Origin of the sequence: Mesorhizobium sp. M7A.F.Ce.TU.012.03.2.1, from assembly GCF_004006095.1 — a bacterium.
Lineage (GTDB): Bacteria > Pseudomonadota > Alphaproteobacteria > Rhizobiales > Rhizobiaceae > Mesorhizobium.
In genome coordinates this window covers 5,611,957-5,630,846 of the sequence record NZ_CP034779.1, presented here as the reverse complement: position 1 = coordinate 5,630,846, position 18,890 = coordinate 5,611,957, and the positions used below count along the sequence as shown (strand labels likewise).

Sequence of the window (18,890 nt, the reverse complement as noted above, 5' to 3'; positions counted from 1 at the left end):
GAGGCGTCCGACAGGGGCGCCACGAGCAGTGAGAGTTTGGCCTCCCTTCACCTGGAAGGGCGCACTGCAGCTTTGTTTCGCTCTATACTTCGCAAAAGGTGATTTCGGCCTTAGTCATCCGCCCGACATTGTTGCTGATTAAAATTGTGGCAGTACGTGCCAACTGCCATGATTTCGCCGCATGCCTGACATTTTACCTGTCTTCTCAAACCGTTAGGTGATCACGGCAGATTTCGGAACGTCGCCATCTTTTGTTCGCTCTAGGGGAACTGAAGGGGTACACGGCCATTGTTTTGCGACGTATCAACCGGTACGAATAAAATGATGCAGTGCACAATAAACAGCGTGGCGGAGTAACTGGGGTGACCCTTCTGCAAATCTACTGGCGAGCTCTCGGTTATCTGGCGGCGGACAGGAAACGCGTTGCGTTGATCTGTTCGGCCAACGTGGCTCTCGCCATCGTAGCGCTTCTCGAGCCGATCATGTTCGGTCGCGTCATCGGCGCCATCTCCGAGCGTGGTTCTGTCTTCACCACGCTGGTCATGTGGGCCGGTCTCGGAGCCTTCAACATCGTTGCCTTCGTCATGGTGGCGCGCGGCGCTGACCGCTTTGCACACGCGCGGCGCAGCGAAGTGCTTTGCGAGTCCTTCGAGCGTGTGATCACCATGCCGCTCGCCTGGCACCATCAGCACGGCACCTCCAATGCGCTGCATACGATGCTGCGCGCCGTCGAAACCCTGTTCAGCCTTTGGCTCGAATTCATGCGCCAGCATCTGTCCACGGCTGTCGCCCTCGTACTGCTGGTCCCGACCGCGATCAGCATGGACCTGCGCATGTCGCTGGTGCTGCTTGGCCTCGGGCTGCTCTATGTCGGCATCGGCCGGATGGTCATGCGCCGCACCAAGGCGGGTCAGGCCGCGGTCGAGCGCCACTACCACAAGGTGTTCGCGCATGTGACCGACTCGGTCAGCAACGTTGCGGTGCTGCAGAGCTACAATCGCCTCGGCCACGAGGCCGATACGCTGCGCCGCTACGTCAAGAACCTGCTCGACGCGCAGAACCCTGTTCTCGACTGGTGGGCGCTGGCCAATGCCTTGCACCGTCTGTCATCGGCAATCTCGATGCTGATCGTGTTGTCGATCGGCTCCTATCTCGTCACCCGTGGTCAGTTGGGTGTCGGCGACGTCATTGCCTTCACCGGTTTTGCCACGATGTTGATCGCTCGCCTCGACCAGATGTCGGCTTTCGCCAACCAGATTTCCGAGGCCCGTGCCAAGCTCGAGGATTTCTACCATCTCGAGGACTCCGCGGCTGATGCCGCCGAGCCGGACGGCCTGCGCGATCTTGCCAACGTCACCGGCCATGTCCGCTTCGAGAATGTCGGCTTCGAATTCGCCAATTCCGGCCAAGGCATCGACGACGTGTCCTTCGAGGTGCAGGCGGGCCAGACCGTCGCCATCGTGGGCCCTACGGGCGCCGGCAAGACCACGCTCATCAACCTGCTGCAGCGTGTCTTCTCGCCGTCCCATGGCCGTATCCTGATCGACGGCATCGACACCCGCACCGTGACCCGCAAGTCGGTGCGCCATTCGATTGCCACCGTGTTCCAGGATGCCGGGCTGCTCAACCGCTCGATCGAGGACAACATCCGTGTTGGCCGCGCCGATGCAAGCAATGACGAGATCCATGCCGCCGCCAATGCGGCTGCCGCACAGGACTTCATCCTGTCCAAGAGCAATGGCTACGACACGGTGGTTGGCGAACGTGGCGGTCAGCTCTCGGGCGGCGAGCGTCAGCGCATCGCCATTGCCCGCGCCGTGCTGAAGGACGCACCGATCCTGGTGCTCGACGAGGCGACCAGCGCGCTCGACGTCGAGACCGAGGACCGCGTCAAGGAAGCAATCGACGAGTTGCGCCGCGACCGCACGACCTTCATCATCGCCCACCGCCTGACCACCGTTCGCGACGCCGATCTGGTCGTGTTCATGGACAAGGGCAGGGTGGTCGAGATGGGCGGCTTCACCGAGCTGTCGCTGCGCAATGGCCGCTTCGCCAGCCTGCTGCGCGCCGGCGGCCTGCTCAACGACGAGGAGGTTCGCCGCCTCAGCCGCACCGTACAGCAACAGCAGGAAGCAGCCGCCTGAGCTTCTTTCTCCGACCTCCTCTTGTGGGAGGTCGGACCCTAGGTCCGGGTGAGAGTACAGGCACGGCCGCCCCGATTGCGTCTGCGACACCACCGCTCGATTGCCCCGAACGCCGCGGCGGTTTATGTAGAACCGCATGAGCGACACGACTTCACGCCTGACCGGCTGGATGGACCTCGCCAACCCGACGCGCTTCGTCGGGCTGGCGGACAAGGTCGTGCCATGGCTGGCCACGATCGCCACACTGATCCTCGCCGTGGGGCTCTATATGAGCTTCGCCGCGCCTGAGGATTTCCAGCAAGGAATCACCGTCCGCATCATGTACATCCACGTGCCTTTCGCCTGGCTCGCCATGATGTGCTACACGCTGATGGCGGTCTCGGCGCTCGGCACGCTCGTCTGGCGGCATCCGTTGGCCGATGTCGCGCTGAAATCAGCCGCACCCATCGGCGCCGTCTTCACCGCGCTGGCGCTGATCACCGGTTCGATCTGGGGCAAGCCGATGTGGGGCACCTGGTGGGTCTGGGATGCTCGGCTGACCTCGGTGTTCGTGCTGCTCCTGATGTATCTCGGCATCATCGCGCTGACCCGCGCGCTCGACGATGCCAGCCGCGCCGCCTGGGCCGCGGCCATCATCACGCTGGTAGGCTTCATCAACATCCCGATCATCAAGTTCTCGGTCGACTGGTGGAACACGCTGCATCAGCCGGCCTCGGTGTTCCGCATGGGCGGCTCCACCATCGACCCCAGCCTGCTATGGCCGCTGCTGGTGATGGCGCTCGGTTTCACCGTGCTGTTCTTCGCGCTGCACCTGATGGCGATGCGCACCGAAATCCGCCGCCGCCGGGTGATTGCCATGAGGCGGGTCGCGGCTCGGCAGGCCGAGCGCTCTCCCCCTTCTCCCCTTGTGGGAGAAGGTGTCGCCGAAGGCGACGGATGAGGGGTGTTCCAGGGAACGCCAACGTCTCATTCCGCTGGAACACCCCTCATCCGTCTCGGCGCTGCGCGCCGATTCACCTTCTCCCACAGGGGAAGAAGGCAAGACGCTTCTTAGTTCACCCCATCCTTCCCCGCGCGGCCACCGGCAGCGTTTCCAGCACCTTGTCGCCGTCGACCAGATTGACCTCGTTGAACAAATTGGTGACGACGCAGCAATGGTCGGGCACGACACGCACGCGCTCGCCAATGCGCAGCTTGCCTTCGCCCGAAAGCGTGACGGTGCCGTGCTCCTCGCTCAGGCCCGTCACCCGCGCTCCCGACACGCCGAGCAACTCGCCGAAATCGGCGAGACCCAGCGTGTCGCTGGACAGCGCCTTGCTCCCGGCATCGAGGATAGCGCGCGTCGCTGTGGGATGGCTGACCACCGTCGACAGCACCGTCAGCGCACAGTCGTCGAGGCCGCCGACGCCTTTGGCGACTTGATAGCGGTCGAGATAGATGTAGGTGCCTGGACGATACTCGGTGACAACGGATGTATCGCTGGAGCGCCACATATCCGGCGTGCCGCCGCTGGAGATGCGGTCGCAGGCGAGGCCCGACGCGGCCAGCGCCTGCTTGGCCCCGGCGAGCCAGGCTTCGGCCTCCGCCGCCCGCCCGGCGGCCGGGTAGGTCATCAGTCCTCCGAAGGTGAGGCCACCGGCTCTGTCGATCTGCCTTGCCAGCGCAACTGCTTCATCAGCCGTCTGCACGCCGCAGCGGCCCATGCCGGTGTCGCATTCGACCAGCACCGGCAGTCGATGGCCGGCATCGGTGAAGGTGGTTGCCAGCCCTTCGAGCGTCTCCATGCTGTCCGCTGTCACCGACAGGGTGACGCGCCCGTGCAGCGCCAGAAGCCGTTCCAGCTTGGCGCGCCCAAGGATGTTGTAGGGAAGAAAAATATCGGTCAGCCCGGCATCGGCCATCACCTCGGCCTCGCCGATCTTCTGGCAGGTGATGCCGACGGCGCCGGCCGCTATCTGCTTCTTCGCCCAGTAGGGCAATTTGTGCGTCTTGATATGCGGCCGGAGCTTCAGCCCGTTCTTGTCGGCATGCGCCTGGGCGCGGGCAATGTTGGCTTCCGCGCGCGCGGCGTCGATCAGGATGGATGGCGTATCGAGATCTTGGACGGTCGGCATCATCTTTCACCCCATGAGGAACCGCGGGTTTTATGGCCCTGAAAATCCGTGATGTCACGCGGCCAGGCAAGCGGATCTGTGGTCCATACGCCCTGCGCAACGCCGGACTGGACGGCGAGATGGATCGACACAGCATCGACGTTCGGCTATGCGATTTGCCAGACAAATCGATACGAAGGGATCATGATCATGAAGCGCTCCGCCATCAACGACATTATCCGCGAAGCCGACGCTTTCATCCGCTCGTTCGGCTACATCATGCCGCCCTTCGCCTATTGGTCGCCGCAGGAGGCGAAGGCACGCCAAGCCGATTCCGCGGCCGTGTTTACCTCGCGACTCGGCTGGGACATCACCGATTACGGCCAGGAGAAGTTCAAGGAGCTCGGGCTGTTCCTGTTCACCGTTCGCAACGGCCGCTACGAGGACATGAAGAAGGGCATGGGCATGCTCTATGCCGAGAAGATCATGATCTCGCGCAAGGACCAGCTGTCGCCGATGCACCGCCACAACATCAAGGCCGAGGACATCATCAACCGTGGCGGCGGCAAGCTGGTGCTGGAACTGTTCATGCATGACCGCGACGGCGGCATCGATCCCAAGGCCGAGGTTTCGGTGCCGGTCGACGGAACCATCCACAGGCTGCCTGCGGGCGGGCTCCTGAAGCTCGACCCGGGCCAGAGCGTCACGCTGCTTCCCGGCGTCTGGCATGCCTTCTGGGCCGAGGGCAAGGACGTGCTGATCGGCGAGGTCTCGACCGTCAATGACGATCTCACCGACAATGTGTTTCGCGAACCGATCGGCCGTTTTTCCAACATCGACGAAGACGTTGCCCCGGTCCATCTGCTGGTGTCCGACTACGAGAAGTGGCTGGGGTAGGGGCGCCGCCCTACGCCTTCGGTGACGCCAGTCACACGGTCGAAAGTTAGCCCGTGGCGCCTGCCTACTGCGATCCTTGTTCGACCGATCCTGCCGCTTCTTCTTTGAAGACGACCTTTGTGCCTCTTTGCACTTCGGAGGCGAGGTCTTCGGCATCCCAGTTGGTCAGCCTGATGCAACCATGCGAGAAGGTCTTTCCGATCTTGCCTGGGTCCGGAGTCCCGTGAATGCCATAACTATCGATGGACAAATCGATCCAGACCGATCCCACCGGATTGTTTGGCCCGGCAGCGATCGTGAAGGGGCGCTTCGTCTTCACCCCCTTGAAGGCAAACTCGGGATCGTAGTGATAGGTTGGGTGGCGCACCACGCGTTTGACCTCTGCCTCGCCACTCGGCGCGGGCTTCTCCTGGCTCCCGATCGAGGCGGGGTACGTCGCAAGCACTTTGCCGGAAGGGTCGAGCACGCGAACCTGGCGAGCGCTCTTGTCGACCTCGACGTTCCCAATGTCTTGCGGCGGATCACCTCGGGCGACAGCTGGCACCAGCAGCTTTTGCCCCGCTCTCCTGAAGCCGATGCCGGGATTGAGGCGTTCAAGCAGTTCCTCGCTGCTGTGGAAGCGCTCCGCCATCTTTTCCAGGGCATTGTGGTAGGCCAGCCTGGGCAGGCGGGCCATCCTCTCCATGCGCGTCGGAATTCGCCTGGTGAACGGTCCCTGCACATCCTTGCGCGTCAACTCGTAGGTCTCAAGCGCGGGCCGCGAGGAGCTCGCGACCAGCTTGTCCCATGTCTCGCGGGTAAGCTTGCCGTCGGCAGGCAATCCGTTGGCCGCTTGAAACGCACTGACTGCCCGGCTGAAGTTCTCTGCTTGGCGGCCATCGATCAGGCCTGGCGAGAAGCGTGCACGATCCAGGAGGATTTGCGCCTTCAGAACGGTCGCACTGACGCCTTTCGCTTCGCTGCCGTCAAATTGGGCGTTGTTGACGGTGACCGCGTCCAGTTTTGCCGCCGCCGTTGCATCCCATGCCATGACGAGCATGGCGGCAGCGGCAAGAACGAGCCTGATCATGGAGGTCACACTCCTGTATGAGCACCTGCTTCTATGACGTCGCACGGCCGATCTGGTTCCATTCCCCTGGCTGCGTCCGACTGCCGAGTGCCGATGCGCCGCAGCGAACCCGGACCAGGGAGCACCCGGCGGTGGCGCGGGTGCATTGTTGATAAGGGTCCGCCATCATCCAGATGGATGGCGACTCTCGCCAGCGCATGTGTTGGCTTCAAGTCGAAGCGCAGCTCGGTGACCGAGGAGAGCCAGCATGCAATTTCCTGCCCAGAAGGACAGAAGACCGGCAGCCGAGGATGAGCGCCAGGCCCGGCTTGAGAAAACAGCCAGGCTCAAGCAGCTTCGGTCCTATGCTTCCTGGCTTTTGTCCGACCCAAACGCCCAACTTCACGATGAGATAGACTGCTCGGTGCTGATCGAGGAAGGCGTGATACGAGACAAAGCGTGGAGCCTGGGCTGATCGGCAGGTGACACGACCGGGCGGCGAGGGTTCCACCGCCAACGATGATCGGTCGACAATTTGTTTGGCGAGCCGATCGGCCGCAACAGTGGCGGCAGGCTGACTTCGCGTCAGTGACAGCAGCCTTGCTGCGCGCCCGTCCTGCACAGGCAGGACGAGGTGATCGGCACATCCGCCCTGGCCAGCGCCGCGGCAAGGCTTGTCTGCAATATCGGCAATTCATCAGTCTCGCCGCGCCGATTCATGCATTCCACCAGCCCGTGCAGTGCCCAGACATTGTTCGGGTGCTGGGCGCAGCGCTGCACCTTGCCGCTCAGGCCGAGATCGTCGCGATAGACCTGTTCAGCTTCTGCAGAGTGGCCCTGGTCGAGAAGCAGCGCCGCCAGCGCATGGCGCGGCGGGTGCATCCAGGCCCACGGTTCGGTGTAGGACAAATTGTCGTCAAGCTCGACCGCCTGCCGCAAATGGCCATAGGCCTCGTCATGCCGGCCCTGATGGTACGCCAGCTCGCCGTCGAGCAGGGCGACACCGACAGCCAGCGAAGCCTGCGCCGGGTTGCTGAGGAAGCGCCGCTCGGGCGCAATGCCTTTCAGATGCCGATGGAACGCTTCGCGCTCGCGCTCGGCTTCAGGAAATTGCCTGAGCGTCGCATGCGCCACACCCTTGGCGTAGTGCTGCATGGCCGCCGTCAGCACATAGAGGCCCGGCTCCGCGGTTTCAGGCTCGTCGATGATCTCCTGCCAGCGGCCGAAGCGCACTTGCACATGCGATTTCATCGCATGGTAGCCTTCGACCGTCTGCGTGAGCTTGGGCCGGCCCTGGATGGCGACCACGTCGCGCGCGACCAGGCTGCGCACTCGATCGGCGGCCCACAGTGCAGGCTGGTATTGGCCCGACAACATGCAGGTGAACATCATCAGATGCAGATCGTGGCAGCAGCCGAGCAAATAGTAGGTCGGCTCGTCGGCATAGGCGAGATAGAGGTCGTTGGCGCGTACCGCCTTTTCGCTGGCACGTTTTGCTTTCTCATACTCGCCGCACAGCACATAGATGTGCCCCGGCATGTGGTTCATGTGCCCGGCATCGGGGCACATTTCGCCCAGCAAATCCGCCGACCGGATGCCGCGCTCCGGCATGGTGGACATTTCCAGGAGATGGATGTGCAGGTGGACGATCGCCGGATGTTGTGCTGCGCCGGCCGCACCGGCAAGCCGGATCGACCGCTCGCAGACGTCGAGCGCTTCGACGACATCGGAATTCGGCGCCGGCGCGCCGGTCTTGAGGTTCCACAGCCGCCGCACCGTGCGCATCATCAGCGCTTCGACCAGCAGTGCCATCACATCATGGTCGTCGGGAAAGTCCCGATACACAAGCCGCATCGCGGCGGCATAGGCATCATCCCACCGTTCGAAGTCCTCCGGGCTCACCCGGTGCGGCTTCTGAAAGCGGGCGGCCAGCGCCTCGATCAGCCGCTTCTCGATCTCACTGGCGGAAGCCGCATTGGCCCGCGCCAGCTGGACATGCTCGAAGCAGCGCCTTGTCGCGCTGTCGGCCTCGGCCTCGCCATGTTCCTTCCAGGTCAGATTGTAGAAAGGTCCGGCGGCATAGGCGATGCCCCAATGCACCATCGGACATTCAGGATCTGTTTCGAGCGCCTTCTCAAAACACTTGATGCCTTCCTCATGGTTGAAGCCGTAGCACCAGTTGAGGCCAACGTCGAACCAACGCTGGGTTTCTGTGGAGCGAGTGGAGATGGGGCGGCGGTAGGTGCCGAGGTCGAAGCGGTCCATGGGGTCTCACTCAAATCTTGTGGGGTGCGACCCCTGTCGCAGAGTCCTCACTATCGATGTGTGCCGAAATCCGTAGGCGTGGCAACGAGTGCCATTGCGGCTTTGCTTAGATATTTCCGCCACCTCCGGTTGGTCGTTTGGCCGGCGTTTCGTCTTGCCAGCCGGCCAGCTCTGGCAGGTCGTCCAGCCAACTTTTTTCTGTCATCGAGGCATCGCCGGCCTGCGGGTCAGCCTCGGTGGCGTTTTGAATGATCCAGTCCATCCACTTGCGATAGGCAGCCGGGTCCAACTGGGGCGGCAGCACCTTGGCCTTGGCCAGCATGCGTTTGCGGAAACTAACCTGCCTGCGGAGTTTGGTCGTCGTGAATTTGATTGCCTTGCCCTGGTATTCGACCGTCCAGCGCCCGTCGCCGTGGCTGGCGAGCCTGTCGATGGCGAAGCCGACGTCCACCGGCCTATCCCGCCACGGAAGCTCGATGGCATTCTTCCTCAAATCGAGTGCCCATCGCCTGTAGTCGGTCCCGGCACGCTGGGGCGGCAGCACGCCAGCCTGTTCGAGTATCTTCCTGCGGAAGGTCGGCTGCTTCTTAAGCTGGCCTGTCGTCAGCTCGATGCGATGCCCACGGATTTCGACATGCCAGCGGATCTTCCCATTGCCGAAATACTTGACCAGCCTGTCGATGACGAACGCGTCGTCGGAGAGCGTCACGCAGCCTTGGCTCATGCGTTCGAGAATGTACTGGCTATCAGTGAGCATGACGCGGCCTTGTGGAGGAGCCTTCATGAAGCTTCACTAAGGCGGACGCAACGACCAGGCAATCTCGCCTTCCATGATTCCGTCGCATAGACACCGATGACGCGCCGTATCGCTAGCGCGCTCGTCCTGACCAGCGGCTTAGGAGCAGCGGCCCGGCGTCGGGGGGTATCGAGGGGGACTGGCGCCGAGCCTGACCGGCTTGGAGGGGGCAGTGCCGGCTGTCCGAATTATAAGCCTTTTTATGCGTCTACGCTAATTTAATTAAAGGACCATATTCCGCTGGGGCCAAGTTTACGGTCATTTTGCCGCCCGTCCCATTTCAGCACAGGGTTGCTGGCATTGCTCTTGCACCGGACCTGTTACTGGGTGAACCCCGGTCCTGATCGCGTACCCGATTAGGTAGTAGGCTCGCCGGGCTCCGAGGGCGTTGGGGTCTTCGCCCGGCGAGTTTGCCAACTTCCTATCCTTTTGGCGGCTTTTTAGCATCAGCTTGACAACTTGATCGCTCCAAAGCACCTTCGGCGAGTGGAAGATGCGAGGAGCATTTATGAAAAAGAACTATGAAAAGCCTGTCCTGGCGAAGCGAGGAATCCTTTCCTCAGTCACGGCGCAAGTCGTCGAGTCGGGTCCTGTTACGTCGGACTGAGCCGATCTCGACATGACGGGAAGCTCGCCGGCCCGGTTCGGTGTGCTGTAGGAATTGTCCTCGGGTGGCGACTCTCAAAAGGTGTCGCAATGACTAGGTCAAAACCCTCAAAGCAATTATCACAAGCTGAAATTGATCGCTTTCTAATGGCAGCGGAAGCGCTGCACCTAAGCATCATTAAGCCATTCATATCGCCGTATTACGACCACTACAGGCAGACCGGTGTCCCGCATGAGGTGTTGTTGAAGACCTTGCGGCACGTCACCCGTAAGAAAGCCGAGTTCATCCGGTGGAACACTGCTGGGCCGGTTAGGCCGCAGACGGCGGGATAACGCGTTCAGCCATCGTTGCGCTTCAAAACGAAGACCTAAAGCCTCGGCGGAGTCGGTGATATATCCGATGATACATAGGTGAGCTTTGAAGATCACGGGCTGCGTGGGTGAACAGCAGCACGATAAACAGAACGACCACTGCAGATGAAAACCCGGTCAAGAAAGCCATGCAGCCGAACGTGGCCGGCGTCGGGAGGTTCCGCACTGGTAGATACTTGAGAAATGTCTGGCTGGGGAACCTGGATTCGAACCAGGACTAACGGAGTCAGAGTCCGTGGGTCTACCGTTAACCTATTCCCCAGCAGGCGCGGTAATGAACCGCGCGGGCCGAGCGGCTGAGCCGCTTGAGCGCTGCCTTGTAGCCGCCAGCGGAAAATAGTCAAGCCTGCTCTGCGGTTCAAATTGGGCAATCGCACAAGTTTGCGCTGCCCCTCATCCGCCTGCCGGCACCTCCTCCCGCGAACGGGGAGAAGTCCGCTGGACGCGTCTCAACCCTCCGTCCGACTGAACTGCGAGCGTTCGAAGAACAGCACCACCCCCAGGCCCAGAATCAACGGGATGATCAGGTAGAACAGCCGGAACACCAGCAGCGCCGCCAGCACGCCGACCGGATCCATGTCCGACAGGCCGGCGAGAAACACCACCTCGAACACGCCGAGCCCGCCCGGCGCATGTGAGATCTGCGCGATCGAGAAGGAGACTAGGAAGACGCCCAGTATGACGAAGTAGCCGGGATTTTGGGCTGCGGGCAGGGCGAAGAAGATGATCGCGGCGGCGGCCAGCAGCTCGATCGGGCCGATCAGCAATTGCCGCGCGACGATTGGCAGCGCCGGATAGTGGAGCTGAAAACTGGCGATCTTCAGCGGGCGCAGATGCAGCCAGCTGCCGAAGACATAGGCGGCGACGAGCAGCAGCATCGCGATGCCGGCCGCTTCCGACAGGCCATGATGGGCGATGCCGGAAAACCGGTCGAGTATCTCAGGCTCGAACACCAGAACCAGGCCCGAGGCCAAAATCGTCGACAGCACGAAGGTGATCCAGCAGACCGCCACCAGCACGCCGACATCCTGTCCGGTCAGGCCCCTGGTACCATAGGCGCGATAGCGGATGACGGCGCCCGAAAACACCGAACCGCCAATGTTGTGCGACAGCGCATAGGTGGTGAAGGAGCACAGCGTGACGAACAGCCACGACACGCGCTTGCCGATATGCAGGAGCGCGATGTGGTCGTAGCCGGCAAGCGAGGCATAGGCGATGATCGAACTCAGCGCGGCAAGAACCCAGCCCCGGGTCGGAATGGCCGTGATACCGTCCCAGACGTCGTCGAGCGAAACGCCGCGCAATTCGTGCCAGAGCAGCAGCAGCGAGAAGATCACGGCGGCGATGCCGACAACCGGCCAGAAATAGCGTCTCCAGTTCATTGCCTGACTGCCATGCGTTGCGGGTCCGCTTCCTTTTCGTGGCTGGTGGGAGGCCGGCCTTGCCGGATTCTTCCGCTCATTTCAGAAATGCCTCATCGAAGCCGGCTATTCAACCGCGAACCCTTGTCGCAGCGTCGGCCGGCTAGATTTGCCGCAGTGAGCGGCCGAAAGAGATGCCGGCAGGCGTAGCGCCGGCAACTGCGGCGTGCGGGTTCATTACGCGGCCGCGCTGGAACGGCGGTCAGCGGCCTGCCGGCAAAATTCGGCATGCGGCTCTTGGTGATCGGGCGCGGCGCTGTTAGTCTGGCGGCAACTTAAAACACTGAAGCGCCTGCTGCGTCCATCATAGGTTCGCGCGGCGCCGGAAGGAACGACAGTGGAAGACCACGACACCGGCGCGGGCGCGCCGGAGGTGGGCGTGTCCAGCGCTTCCCAGCGGTCGGCTGGCCCGGGGAACGCAAGCTGGCAGCAACGCCGCCCGACGGAGCTCCGCTCCGCAGACGGGCAGGCGGGCGACGCACCCCACAAAGGCAAGCCCAAGAAGCGGCGCAAGCGAAGGCGCGGGCGCAAGGTTTTTGCGCGCGACGAAGTGCGTCCCGCGGAGAATCGATCGCCGGCGCCAGCCAAAACCGGTGCCCCGGCGGCGGAGGCCCACAGACCGTCGGAATCGGTGGCCTCGCCCGCCGCTGTAGTGCCACGGCCGGAACAGAGCGCCCGTCGGCCGCCGGTCCAGGAGCTTCCGGTGTTTGCGGCGCTTGACCTCGGCACCAACAATTGCCGGCTGTTGGTCGCCGTGCCGACGCGGCATGGCCAGTTCCGCGTCATCGACGCCTTTTCGCGCATCGTCCGGCTGGGCGAGGGGCTCACCGCCAATGGCCGGCTCGGCCAGCCGGCGATGGACCGCGCGGTCGAGGCGCTGAAAATCTGCGGCGACAAATTGCGCAACCGCAAGATCAGAAAAGCCCGGCTGATCGCCACCGAGGCCTGCCGCACGGCCGAAAACGGCGTCGAGTTCATCGACCGCGTCGAACGCGAGGCCGGCCTGAAGCTTGAGATCATCGACCGCCAGACCGAGGCTCGGCTGGCGGTGTCCGGCTGCGGCTCGCTGGTCGAGCGCGACACCCAAGGCGTCGTCCTGTTCGATATTGGCGGCGGTTCGTCGGAAATCGCGCTCATCGATCTCGCCGGCCGCCGTTCGCCAAGGTTGGCCAATCACATCGTGTCGTGGACGTCGCTGCCGGTCGGCGTCGTCTCGCTGGCCGAGCGCTTTGGCGGCCGCACGGTGACGCGCGAGATCTTCGCCGCCATGGTCGACGACGTTGCCGGCCGGCTGGCCAGCTTCGACGGTCGCGATCGGCTGAGCCATCTCAAGGCCAGCCCGAATTTCCATCTGCTGGGCACGTCCGGAACCGTGACGACGCTGGCCGGTGTCCACCTCGAGCTCGAGCGCTACGATCGCCGCCGTGTCGATGGGCTGTGGATGGACCGCGACAGCGTCGATCGCATGGTCGAAAGACTGGTTGGCTGGGATTTCCAGCAGCGCTGCGCCAACCCTTGCATCGGTGCAGATCGCGCCGATCTGGTGCTGGCCGGCTGTGCTATCCTCGAGGCGATCCGCGCCGTGTGGCCGTCCGAGCGGCTGCGAGTCGCCGATCGTGGCCTGCGCGAAGGTATTTTGAGCGAACTGATGGCCGATGATGGCGTCTGGCGCAACGATGGGCGTGGCAGAGCGTGAGCCCGAACCGAAGAAATAAGCAATGACCAAGAAACCGGAAAAACCAGGATCAGCCAGCATTCGTGTGCTGAAGACGCGGATCAAGAAGAAGAGCGGGCTGAAGGAATCGTCGCGCCGCTGGCTGCAGCGCCACATCAACGATCCCTATGTCCAGCGCTCCAAGGCTGACGGCTATCGCTCGCGCGCGGCCTACAAGCTGATCGAGATCGACGACAAGCATCATCTCCTGAAACCCGGCATGAAGGTGATCGATCTCGGCGCCGCCCCCGGCGGCTGGTGCCAGGTCGCCGCCGCGCGGACGAAATCGACGGCCGACAAGCCGCATGTCATCGGCATCGACTATCTGGAAATGGACGCCGTGCCAGGCGCCCCGGTGCTGCTGATGGATTTCCTCGATCCGCTGGCACCGCAAAAGCTGGCCGAGGCGCTGGGCGGCGATCCCGATATCGTGTTGTCCGACATGGCGGCGCCAACCACCGGGCACAAGCGGACCGACCACATCCGCACCATGCATCTGTGCGAGGTGGCGGCCGATTTTGCGCTGTCGGTGCTAAAGCCGGGCGGGCATTTCCTCGCCAAGACTTTCCAGGGCGGCGCCGAAAACGAGTTGCTCTCCATGCTCAAGAAGAACTTCCGTTCCGTCCATCACGTCAAGCCGCCGGCGTCGCGGGATGAATCGGTCGAGCTCTATTTGCTGGCCAAAGATTTTAAAGGGCGAGAGGCCGGTCCGTCGTCAGGCGGATCGGAACGTCCAGTGGACGTTCCGAAGGCCTCGAGCGCCCGGAGCCATAGCGAAGGGCCGGGGGACGCCGACGACTGACAGGGCACCGCCGGTCCGCCGTCGGGCGAATCGGGCCGTCGAGAAGGCGAGGCCGAAGCGTAGGCTGCCATCAGTTGCCGGGTGGGCTCACCGTTTCCAGCGTCTTGGGTGTTGTCAGCCGGCCGTGACCGGAAATGGCGTTGCCGGCGTCGGGTGCCAGCCGGACGAAGGATAGCGATGCCGCCGCCGAGACCGCTGCAACGATGAAGAAGGCAATGTGGAAGTCATCCAGCGACAGCGGGCCGCCATGGATTGACGTCGATACTTCCAGGATTCCGCCGGCCAGCGCCACGCCGAGCGCGATCGACAACTGCTGGAACACGGCTGTAATCGGCGTCGCCTTGCTGGTGTCTTCAGCCGAAACCTCGGCATAGGCGAGCGCATTGACGCCAGTGAAGAACATCGAGCGGATGAAGCCGCCGACGAGCAGCATGGCCAGCATCAAGAGATAAGGTGTGTCGGGTGTGAACAGGCCGTTGATGGCGATCGAGGCGGCGGCGACCAGCGAACCGACAACCAGAACGCGGCGGAAGCCGGCGACGCGGAAGATCAGCGCGGTGACGAATTTCATGCCGATGGCGCCGATTGCAGAGACGAAGGTGATCATGCCGGACTGGAATGGCGTCAGCCCAAAGCCGATCTGGAACATCAGCGGCAGGAGGAACGGCACCGCGCCGATGCCGATGCGAAACAGCGACCCGCCGAGCACCGAAGAACGGAACACCTGGTTGCGGAACAGTTCGAGCGCCAGAAGCGGGTTTTTGGCGCGCCGCGCGTGCAGCAGATAGAGCGCCCCCGACACGAGGCCGACCGTTACGGTGGTGACACCGACGATTGGCGGCAGATAGGGCAAGCTGACCACCGACAGGCCAAACACCACCCCGGATGCCGCCAGCCCGCTCAGCACGAAGCCGATGAAATCAAGTGGCGGGGTCTGCGCGGGTTCGGTCTCCGGCAGGAAACGCGTCGCCAACCAGATGCCGACCACGCCGATCGGCACATTGATCAGGAAGATCCAGTGCCAGGTGAAATAGGTGGTGATGAAGCCACCGACCGGCGGTCCGACCAGCGGCCCGACCAGCGCCGGAACGGTCAGCCAGGACATCGCCGCGACGAGTTCGCTTTTCGGTGTCGCGCGCACCAGCACCAGACGCCCAACCGGCGTCATCATGGCGCCGCCGATGCCTTGCAGGAAGCGCGACACCACGAAAGCCGGCAGCGAGCCGGAGAGGGCGCAAGCGATCGACCCGACGATGAAGACCGCGATCGCGGCGCGAAAGATATTCTTGGCGCCGAAACGGTCTGCCATCCAGCCGCTGATCGGAATGAAGATCGCCAGCGACACGAGATAGGCAGTCAACGCCAGCTTGAGCGCGATCGGACTGGTGTGGATGTCGACGGCGATCGCCGGCAGCGATGTCGCAATGACGGTCGAATCCATGTTTTCCATGAAAAGGGCGACCGCCAGGATGAGCGGGATGGTGCGGTTCACAAAAAGCGTCCGACTTGATTCTTTTACGGTTGACCGGGAGGCAAGCCAACATGCAGGGCGGTTATCATGGGCTGGCTCTGATGTCGCATTAATTTGCTGTCACTTTTGTGCGACTGCGGGGAGACAGGCAGTTCGCTTGGCCTGCCGCCGTGCCTAAATCAGAACTGCCGGGACGGCCAAGGTCTTCTCGTTCCGTCTCCAGGCGCTGGCCAAGCAGCAAAGAATAGCTTGCGAATGGAGATGCGCCACGCTATTGTAGTGTATATAACTACTATATGGACTTTGTCATGGAAGAAGCCGTTTCGGCAGCCGATGCCAACCGTAGATTTTCTCTCATCCTGCGCGGTGTTCGCGAAGGACAAAGCTACGTCGTGACCAGTCATGGGCGACCCGTCGCGCGGATCGTGCCCGCCGATCGACAGCAGGGTGTGGCTTCGCGCTCGCGATTAGCGTTGTTGTCGCGCCTCGAACGCCAGCCTGTTTTGGATGTCGGACGTTGGACCCGTGACGAGCTCTACGGGGACGAGCGATGAAGGTCGCGCTCGACACCAATGTCCTTGCCTACGCGGAAGGGGTCAACGGTGCCGAGAAGCGCGATATCGTTCTCGAACTGCTGCGCAACCTGCCGCAAGAGGCTGCTGTTATTCCTGTCCAGGTCCTTGGTGAGCTGTACAATGTTCTTGTCCGCAAGGCCGGAAGACCGCCTGTGGAAGCTCGGGATGCCCTTCTGAGCTGGCGCGACGCGTTTCCAGTTGCCGCGACAGTGCAAGACGTAATGATGATGGCGGCTGATCTGGCTACGGACCACCACTTCAGCATTTGGGACGCGGTCATTCTGTCCACCGCTTCCCAAACCGGTTGTCGGATGCTCCTTTCGGAAGACCTGCAAGATGGCTTCACATGGGGTGGGGTAACTGTCGTCAGCCCTTTCGCATCGCCGCGTCACGCACTGCTCAATGCTCTCTTGGGGGAGTCTTCTGGATAGAACGCGAAACACCGAGACGATCGGCTTTTCATTGGCGCTTGGACGTGGTACCAGCCAGCGCCAATCCTGAAAGGGAAGAAACGAGTCGGCGCTGTCCATTCCGGTCCAGCGCTTTTTTGTATTCCCCCACCGCGTTTTATATTCAAGGGACTGGCCATGGCAAAAATCATCGAAACGTCCACTGGCGCATTGGCGCTGACCTTTGACGACGTGCTGCTGCAGCCCGGCCATTCCGAGGTCATGCCCGGCGAGACCGATGTCCGCACCCGCATCGCCGGCGACATCGACCTCAACGTGCCGATCCTCTCGGCGGCGATGGACACCGTCACCGAGGCCAGGCTCGCCATCGCCATGGCCCAAGCCGGCGGCATTGGCGTCATCCACCGCAATTTCTCGCCGGCCGAACAGGCCGAGCAGGTGCGGCAGGTCAAGAAATTCGAATCCGGCATGGTGGTCAATCCTGTCACCATCGGCCCCGACGCGACGCTCGCCGACGCGCTGGGCCTGATGCGCAGCTATTCGATCTCGGGCATTCCGGTGGTCGAGAATGGTGGCACTGGCGGCCACAAAGTCGGGCGGCTGATCGGCATCCTGACCAATCGCGACGTGCGCTTTGCCTCCGATCCAGCGCAGAAGGTCCATGAGCTGATGACCCGTGACAACCTGATCACGGTCAAGGAGAACGTCGACCAGGACGAGGCCAAGCGGCTTCTGCATCAGCACCGCATCGAAAAGCTGGTTGTCGTCGACAGGCAGGGCAACTGCGTCGGATTGATCACCGTCAAGGACATCGAGAAGTCGCAGCTCAACCCGCACGCCAGCAAGGACGCACAGGGCCGCTTGCGCGCCGCCGCGGCCACCAGCGTCGGCGATGACGGCTATGAACGCGCCGAACGTCTCATCGATGCCGGCGTCGACCTTCTGGTGATCGACACCGCGCATGGCCACTCGCAACGCGTGCTCGACGCGGTGACGCGCGCCAAGAAACTCTCCAACTCAGTTCGCATCCTGGCCGGCAACGTCGCCACCGCCGCGGGCACGCAGGCGCTGATCGACGCCGGTGCCGACGCCGTCAAGGTCGGCATCGGTCCGGGCTCCATCTGCACCACCCGCATCGTCGCCGGCGTCGGCGTGCCGCAGCTCTCGGCGATCATGTCGGCGGTCGAGACGGCGCACAAATCCGGCGTCTCGGTTATCGCCGATGGCGGCATCAAATATTCCGGCGATCTCGCCAAGGCGCTCGCCGCCGGCGCAAGTGCCGCCATGATCGGCTCGCTGCTGGCTGGGACCGACGAAAGCCCCGGCGAGGTCTATCTGCACCAGGGCCGCTCCTTCAAGGCGTATCGCGGCATGGGCTCGGTCGGCGCGATGGCCCGCGGCTCCGCCGATCGCTACTTCCAGGCCGAGGTGCGCGACACGCTGAAACTGGTTCCGGAAGGCATCGAAGGGCAGGTTCCCTACAAGGGACCTGTGTCTGGCGTGCTGCACCAGCTTGCGGGCGGCTTGAAAGCCGCTATGGGTTATGTTGGTGGCCGCGACCTTGCCGATTTCCGCGAGCGCGCCACTTTTGTGCGCATATCCAATGCCGGACTTCGTGAAAGCCACGCCCATGACGTCACGATTACCCGCGAAAGCCCGAACTATCCCGGTGGAGCCTGACCAGTACGGGCTCGGGCGGAACCTGACGGCAACGATCCTGCGGCTGTCTCGCCACGCAGGCGCGCTCTGTTTCCTGTCGGCGGTGGTTTTCATCGCCATGACGGCTCTGGAATTCTTCTATTTCCGCCAGTTGAGCGGCGGCTTGCCGTCGCTCGACATGCGCATTTTAGGGTTTACGCCGGACGAAGGCATGGCCTGGCTGACGGCGCTCGGCCGGCGCGGCGGCGAGATCATTCTCGTCTGGCACTATCTGACCTTCGATCTGTTGTTCCCGGCGCTGCTGTCGGTCACGCTGGTCAGCCTCATCCTGGCCACCGGCCGGCGATTGAAGGCTTTCCGCGTGCTGCCAGCGCAGCTGCAGTCGATTTTCGCGTTGGTCCTGGTGCTTCCCTACACGCTTGCACATTACGTTCAGAACTTTGCGGTGGCGCGGCTTCTGTCCGATTTCCTGTCGGCCAACCCGGACTCGCTGTCTTTCGCCTCGGCGCTCACCGTCACCAAATTCGCGCTTTTCGCCATACCGGTGATCGTCATCGCGGCCTTCTGGCTGGCGGGCCAGAAACGCCAGGCCTGATGCCGCACGCGAAGCCCAACCG

The 18,890-nt window shown here is 62.8% G+C and carries 17 protein-coding genes and 1 tRNA gene; 11 read left to right on the top strand and 7 right to left on the bottom strand.

All coding sequences use genetic code 11. The features are described from left to right. Positions 1-362: 362 nt before the first annotated feature. On the top strand, positions 363-2,144 hold the full coding sequence (locus EJ079_RS27980; RefSeq protein ID WP_127267279.1) for a glucan ABC transporter ATP-binding protein/ permease: 1,782 nt from the start codon (positions 363-365) through the stop codon (positions 2,142-2,144). 136 nt (positions 2,145-2,280) lie between these two features. Further along, on the top strand, positions 2,281-3,084 hold the full coding sequence (locus EJ079_RS27975; RefSeq protein WP_127322087.1) for a heme ABC transporter permease: 804 nt from the start codon (positions 2,281-2,283) through the stop codon (positions 3,082-3,084). A 115-nt stretch (positions 3,085-3,199) separates the two neighbouring features. On the opposite strand, the gene EJ079_RS27970 is transcribed toward EJ079_RS27975, so the two are convergent. Next, positions 3,200-4,258, bottom strand: a complete 1,059-nt coding sequence (locus EJ079_RS27970; RefSeq protein ID WP_164874000.1) for a D-TA family PLP-dependent enzyme — start codon at positions 4,256-4,258, stop codon at positions 3,200-3,202. A gap of 189 nt (positions 4,259-4,447) precedes the next feature. On the opposite strand from EJ079_RS27970, the gene EJ079_RS27965 reads away from it, so the two are divergent. Continuing rightward, a complete protein-coding gene (locus EJ079_RS27965) occupies positions 4,448-5,134 on the top strand; it encodes a D-lyxose/D-mannose family sugar isomerase (RefSeq protein WP_127395494.1) in 687 nt (228 codons plus the stop codon). 64 nt (positions 5,135-5,198) lie between these two features. On the opposite strand, the gene EJ079_RS27960 is transcribed toward EJ079_RS27965, so the two are convergent. Continuing rightward, positions 5,199-6,173: a L,D-transpeptidase gene (locus EJ079_RS27960; protein WP_348629722.1), complete on the bottom strand. Its 975-nt coding sequence runs from the start codon at positions 6,171-6,173 to the stop codon at positions 5,199-5,201. Positions 6,174-6,450: 277 nt separating this feature from the next. On the opposite strand from EJ079_RS27960, the gene EJ079_RS27955 reads away from it, so the two are divergent. Beyond that, positions 6,451-6,657: a hypothetical protein gene (locus EJ079_RS27955; RefSeq protein ID WP_164873861.1), complete on the top strand. Its 207-nt coding sequence runs from the start codon at positions 6,451-6,453 to the stop codon at positions 6,655-6,657. Between the two features lie 110 nt (positions 6,658-6,767). Here EJ079_RS27955 and EJ079_RS27950 read toward each other — a convergent pair whose 3' ends face one another. Further along, complete coding sequence (locus EJ079_RS27950) at positions 6,768-8,447, bottom strand: hypothetical protein (protein ID WP_127810730.1); 1,680 nt, start codon at positions 8,445-8,447, stop codon at positions 6,768-6,770. A 106-nt stretch (positions 8,448-8,553) separates the two neighbouring features. After that, positions 8,554-9,204, bottom strand: coding sequence for a hypothetical protein (locus tag EJ079_RS27945; RefSeq protein WP_127810729.1), 651 nt, complete (start codon positions 9,202-9,204; stop codon positions 8,554-8,556). Positions 9,205-9,939: 735 nt separating this feature from the next. Here EJ079_RS27945 and EJ079_RS34040 point away from each other — a divergent pair. Then, positions 9,940-10,182: a hypothetical protein gene (locus EJ079_RS34040; protein WP_127810728.1), complete on the top strand. Its 243-nt coding sequence runs from the start codon at positions 9,940-9,942 to the stop codon at positions 10,180-10,182. 227 nt (positions 10,183-10,409) lie between these two features. On the opposite strand, the gene EJ079_RS27930 is transcribed toward EJ079_RS34040, so the two are convergent. Together EJ079_RS27930 and EJ079_RS27925 are read right to left on the bottom strand one after the other, a co-directional pair. Then, positions 10,410-10,483 (bottom strand) — tRNA-Gln (locus EJ079_RS27930). Between the two features lie 187 nt (positions 10,484-10,670). Next, positions 10,671-11,603 carry a lysylphosphatidylglycerol synthase domain-containing protein gene (locus EJ079_RS27925; RefSeq protein WP_127810727.1) on the bottom strand — a complete coding sequence of 311 codons (933 nt, stop codon included), beginning with the start codon at positions 11,601-11,603 and terminating at the stop codon, positions 10,671-10,673. Between the two features lie 376 nt (positions 11,604-11,979). On the opposite strand from EJ079_RS27925, the gene EJ079_RS27920 reads away from it, so the two are divergent. Further along, positions 11,980-13,338 (top strand): Ppx/GppA phosphatase family protein, encoded by a 1,359-nt coding sequence (locus tag EJ079_RS27920; RefSeq protein WP_127810726.1) that lies wholly within the window; start codon positions 11,980-11,982, stop codon positions 13,336-13,338. A 22-nt stretch (positions 13,339-13,360) separates the two neighbouring features. Beyond that, positions 13,361-14,158, top strand: a complete 798-nt coding sequence (locus tag EJ079_RS27915; RefSeq protein WP_127810725.1) for an RlmE family RNA methyltransferase — start codon at positions 13,361-13,363, stop codon at positions 14,156-14,158. Between the two features lie 70 nt (positions 14,159-14,228). On the opposite strand, the gene EJ079_RS27910 is transcribed toward EJ079_RS27915, so the two are convergent. After that, positions 14,229-15,650 (bottom strand): MFS transporter, encoded by a 1,422-nt coding sequence (locus EJ079_RS27910; RefSeq protein ID WP_127810724.1) that lies wholly within the window; start codon positions 15,648-15,650, stop codon positions 14,229-14,231. Positions 15,651-15,937: 287 nt separating this feature from the next. On the opposite strand from EJ079_RS27910, the gene EJ079_RS27905 reads away from it, so the two are divergent. The 4 genes from EJ079_RS27905 to EJ079_RS27890 all read left to right on the top strand — a co-directional run bounded on the left by EJ079_RS27905 (position 15,938) and on the right by EJ079_RS27890 (position 18,868). After that, positions 15,938-16,183 (top strand): type II toxin-antitoxin system prevent-host-death family antitoxin, encoded by a 246-nt coding sequence (locus tag EJ079_RS27905; RefSeq protein WP_127810723.1) that lies wholly within the window; start codon positions 15,938-15,940, stop codon positions 16,181-16,183. Then, a complete protein-coding gene (locus tag EJ079_RS27900; protein WP_127329885.1) occupies positions 16,180-16,635 on the top strand; it encodes a PIN domain-containing protein in 456 nt (151 codons plus the stop codon). The genes EJ079_RS27905 and EJ079_RS27900 overlap by 4 nt, the downstream gene beginning before the upstream one ends. A 156-nt stretch (positions 16,636-16,791) precedes the next feature. After that, positions 16,792-18,294, top strand: coding sequence for an IMP dehydrogenase (gene guaB / locus EJ079_RS27895; protein WP_127269487.1), 1,503 nt, complete (start codon positions 16,792-16,794; stop codon positions 18,292-18,294). Next, positions 18,245-18,868: a hypothetical protein gene (locus EJ079_RS27890; protein WP_127269488.1), complete on the top strand. Its 624-nt coding sequence runs from the start codon at positions 18,245-18,247 to the stop codon at positions 18,866-18,868. The genes guaB and EJ079_RS27890 overlap by 50 nt, the downstream gene beginning before the upstream one ends. Positions 18,869-18,890: the final 22 nt, after the last annotated feature.

What these genes read in the sequence shown, in the direction of transcription:
- EJ079_RS27975 (WP_127322087.1), top strand. Translation starts at nt 2,281, where the DNA reads ATGAGCGACACGACTTCACGCCTGACCGGCTGGATGGACCTCGCCAAC.
- EJ079_RS27970 (WP_164874000.1), bottom strand. Translation starts at nt 4,258, where the DNA reads ATGCCGACCGTCCAAGATCTCGATACGCCATCCATCCTGATCGACGCC.
- EJ079_RS27965 (WP_127395494.1), top strand. Translation starts at nt 4,448, where the DNA reads ATGAAGCGCTCCGCCATCAACGACATTATCCGCGAAGCCGACGCTTTC.
- EJ079_RS27960 (WP_348629722.1), bottom strand. Translation starts at nt 6,173, where the DNA reads ATGCTCGTCATGGCATGGGATGCAACGGCGGCGGCAAAACTGGACGCG.
- EJ079_RS27955 (WP_164873861.1), top strand. Translation starts at nt 6,451, where the DNA reads ATGCAATTTCCTGCCCAGAAGGACAGAAGACCGGCAGCCGAGGATGAG.
- EJ079_RS27950 (WP_127810730.1), bottom strand. Translation starts at nt 8,447, where the DNA reads ATGGACCGCTTCGACCTCGGCACCTACCGCCGCCCCATCTCCACTCGC.
- EJ079_RS27945 (WP_127810729.1), bottom strand. Translation starts at nt 9,204, where the DNA reads ATGCTCACTGATAGCCAGTACATTCTCGAACGCATGAGCCAAGGCTGC.
- EJ079_RS34040 (WP_127810728.1), top strand. Translation starts at nt 9,940, where the DNA reads ATGACTAGGTCAAAACCCTCAAAGCAATTATCACAAGCTGAAATTGAT.
- EJ079_RS27925 (WP_127810727.1), bottom strand. Translation starts at nt 11,603, where the DNA reads ATGAACTGGAGACGCTATTTCTGGCCGGTTGTCGGCATCGCCGCCGTG.
- EJ079_RS27915 (WP_127810725.1), top strand. Translation starts at nt 13,361, where the DNA reads ATGACCAAGAAACCGGAAAAACCAGGATCAGCCAGCATTCGTGTGCTG.
- EJ079_RS27905 (WP_127810723.1), top strand. Translation starts at nt 15,938, where the DNA reads ATGGAAGAAGCCGTTTCGGCAGCCGATGCCAACCGTAGATTTTCTCTC.
- EJ079_RS27900 (WP_127329885.1), top strand. Translation starts at nt 16,180, where the DNA reads ATGAAGGTCGCGCTCGACACCAATGTCCTTGCCTACGCGGAAGGGGTC.
- guaB (WP_127269487.1), top strand. Translation starts at nt 16,792, where the DNA reads ATGGCAAAAATCATCGAAACGTCCACTGGCGCATTGGCGCTGACCTTT.
- EJ079_RS27890 (WP_127269488.1), top strand. Translation starts at nt 18,245, where the DNA reads ATGACGTCACGATTACCCGCGAAAGCCCGAACTATCCCGGTGGAGCCT.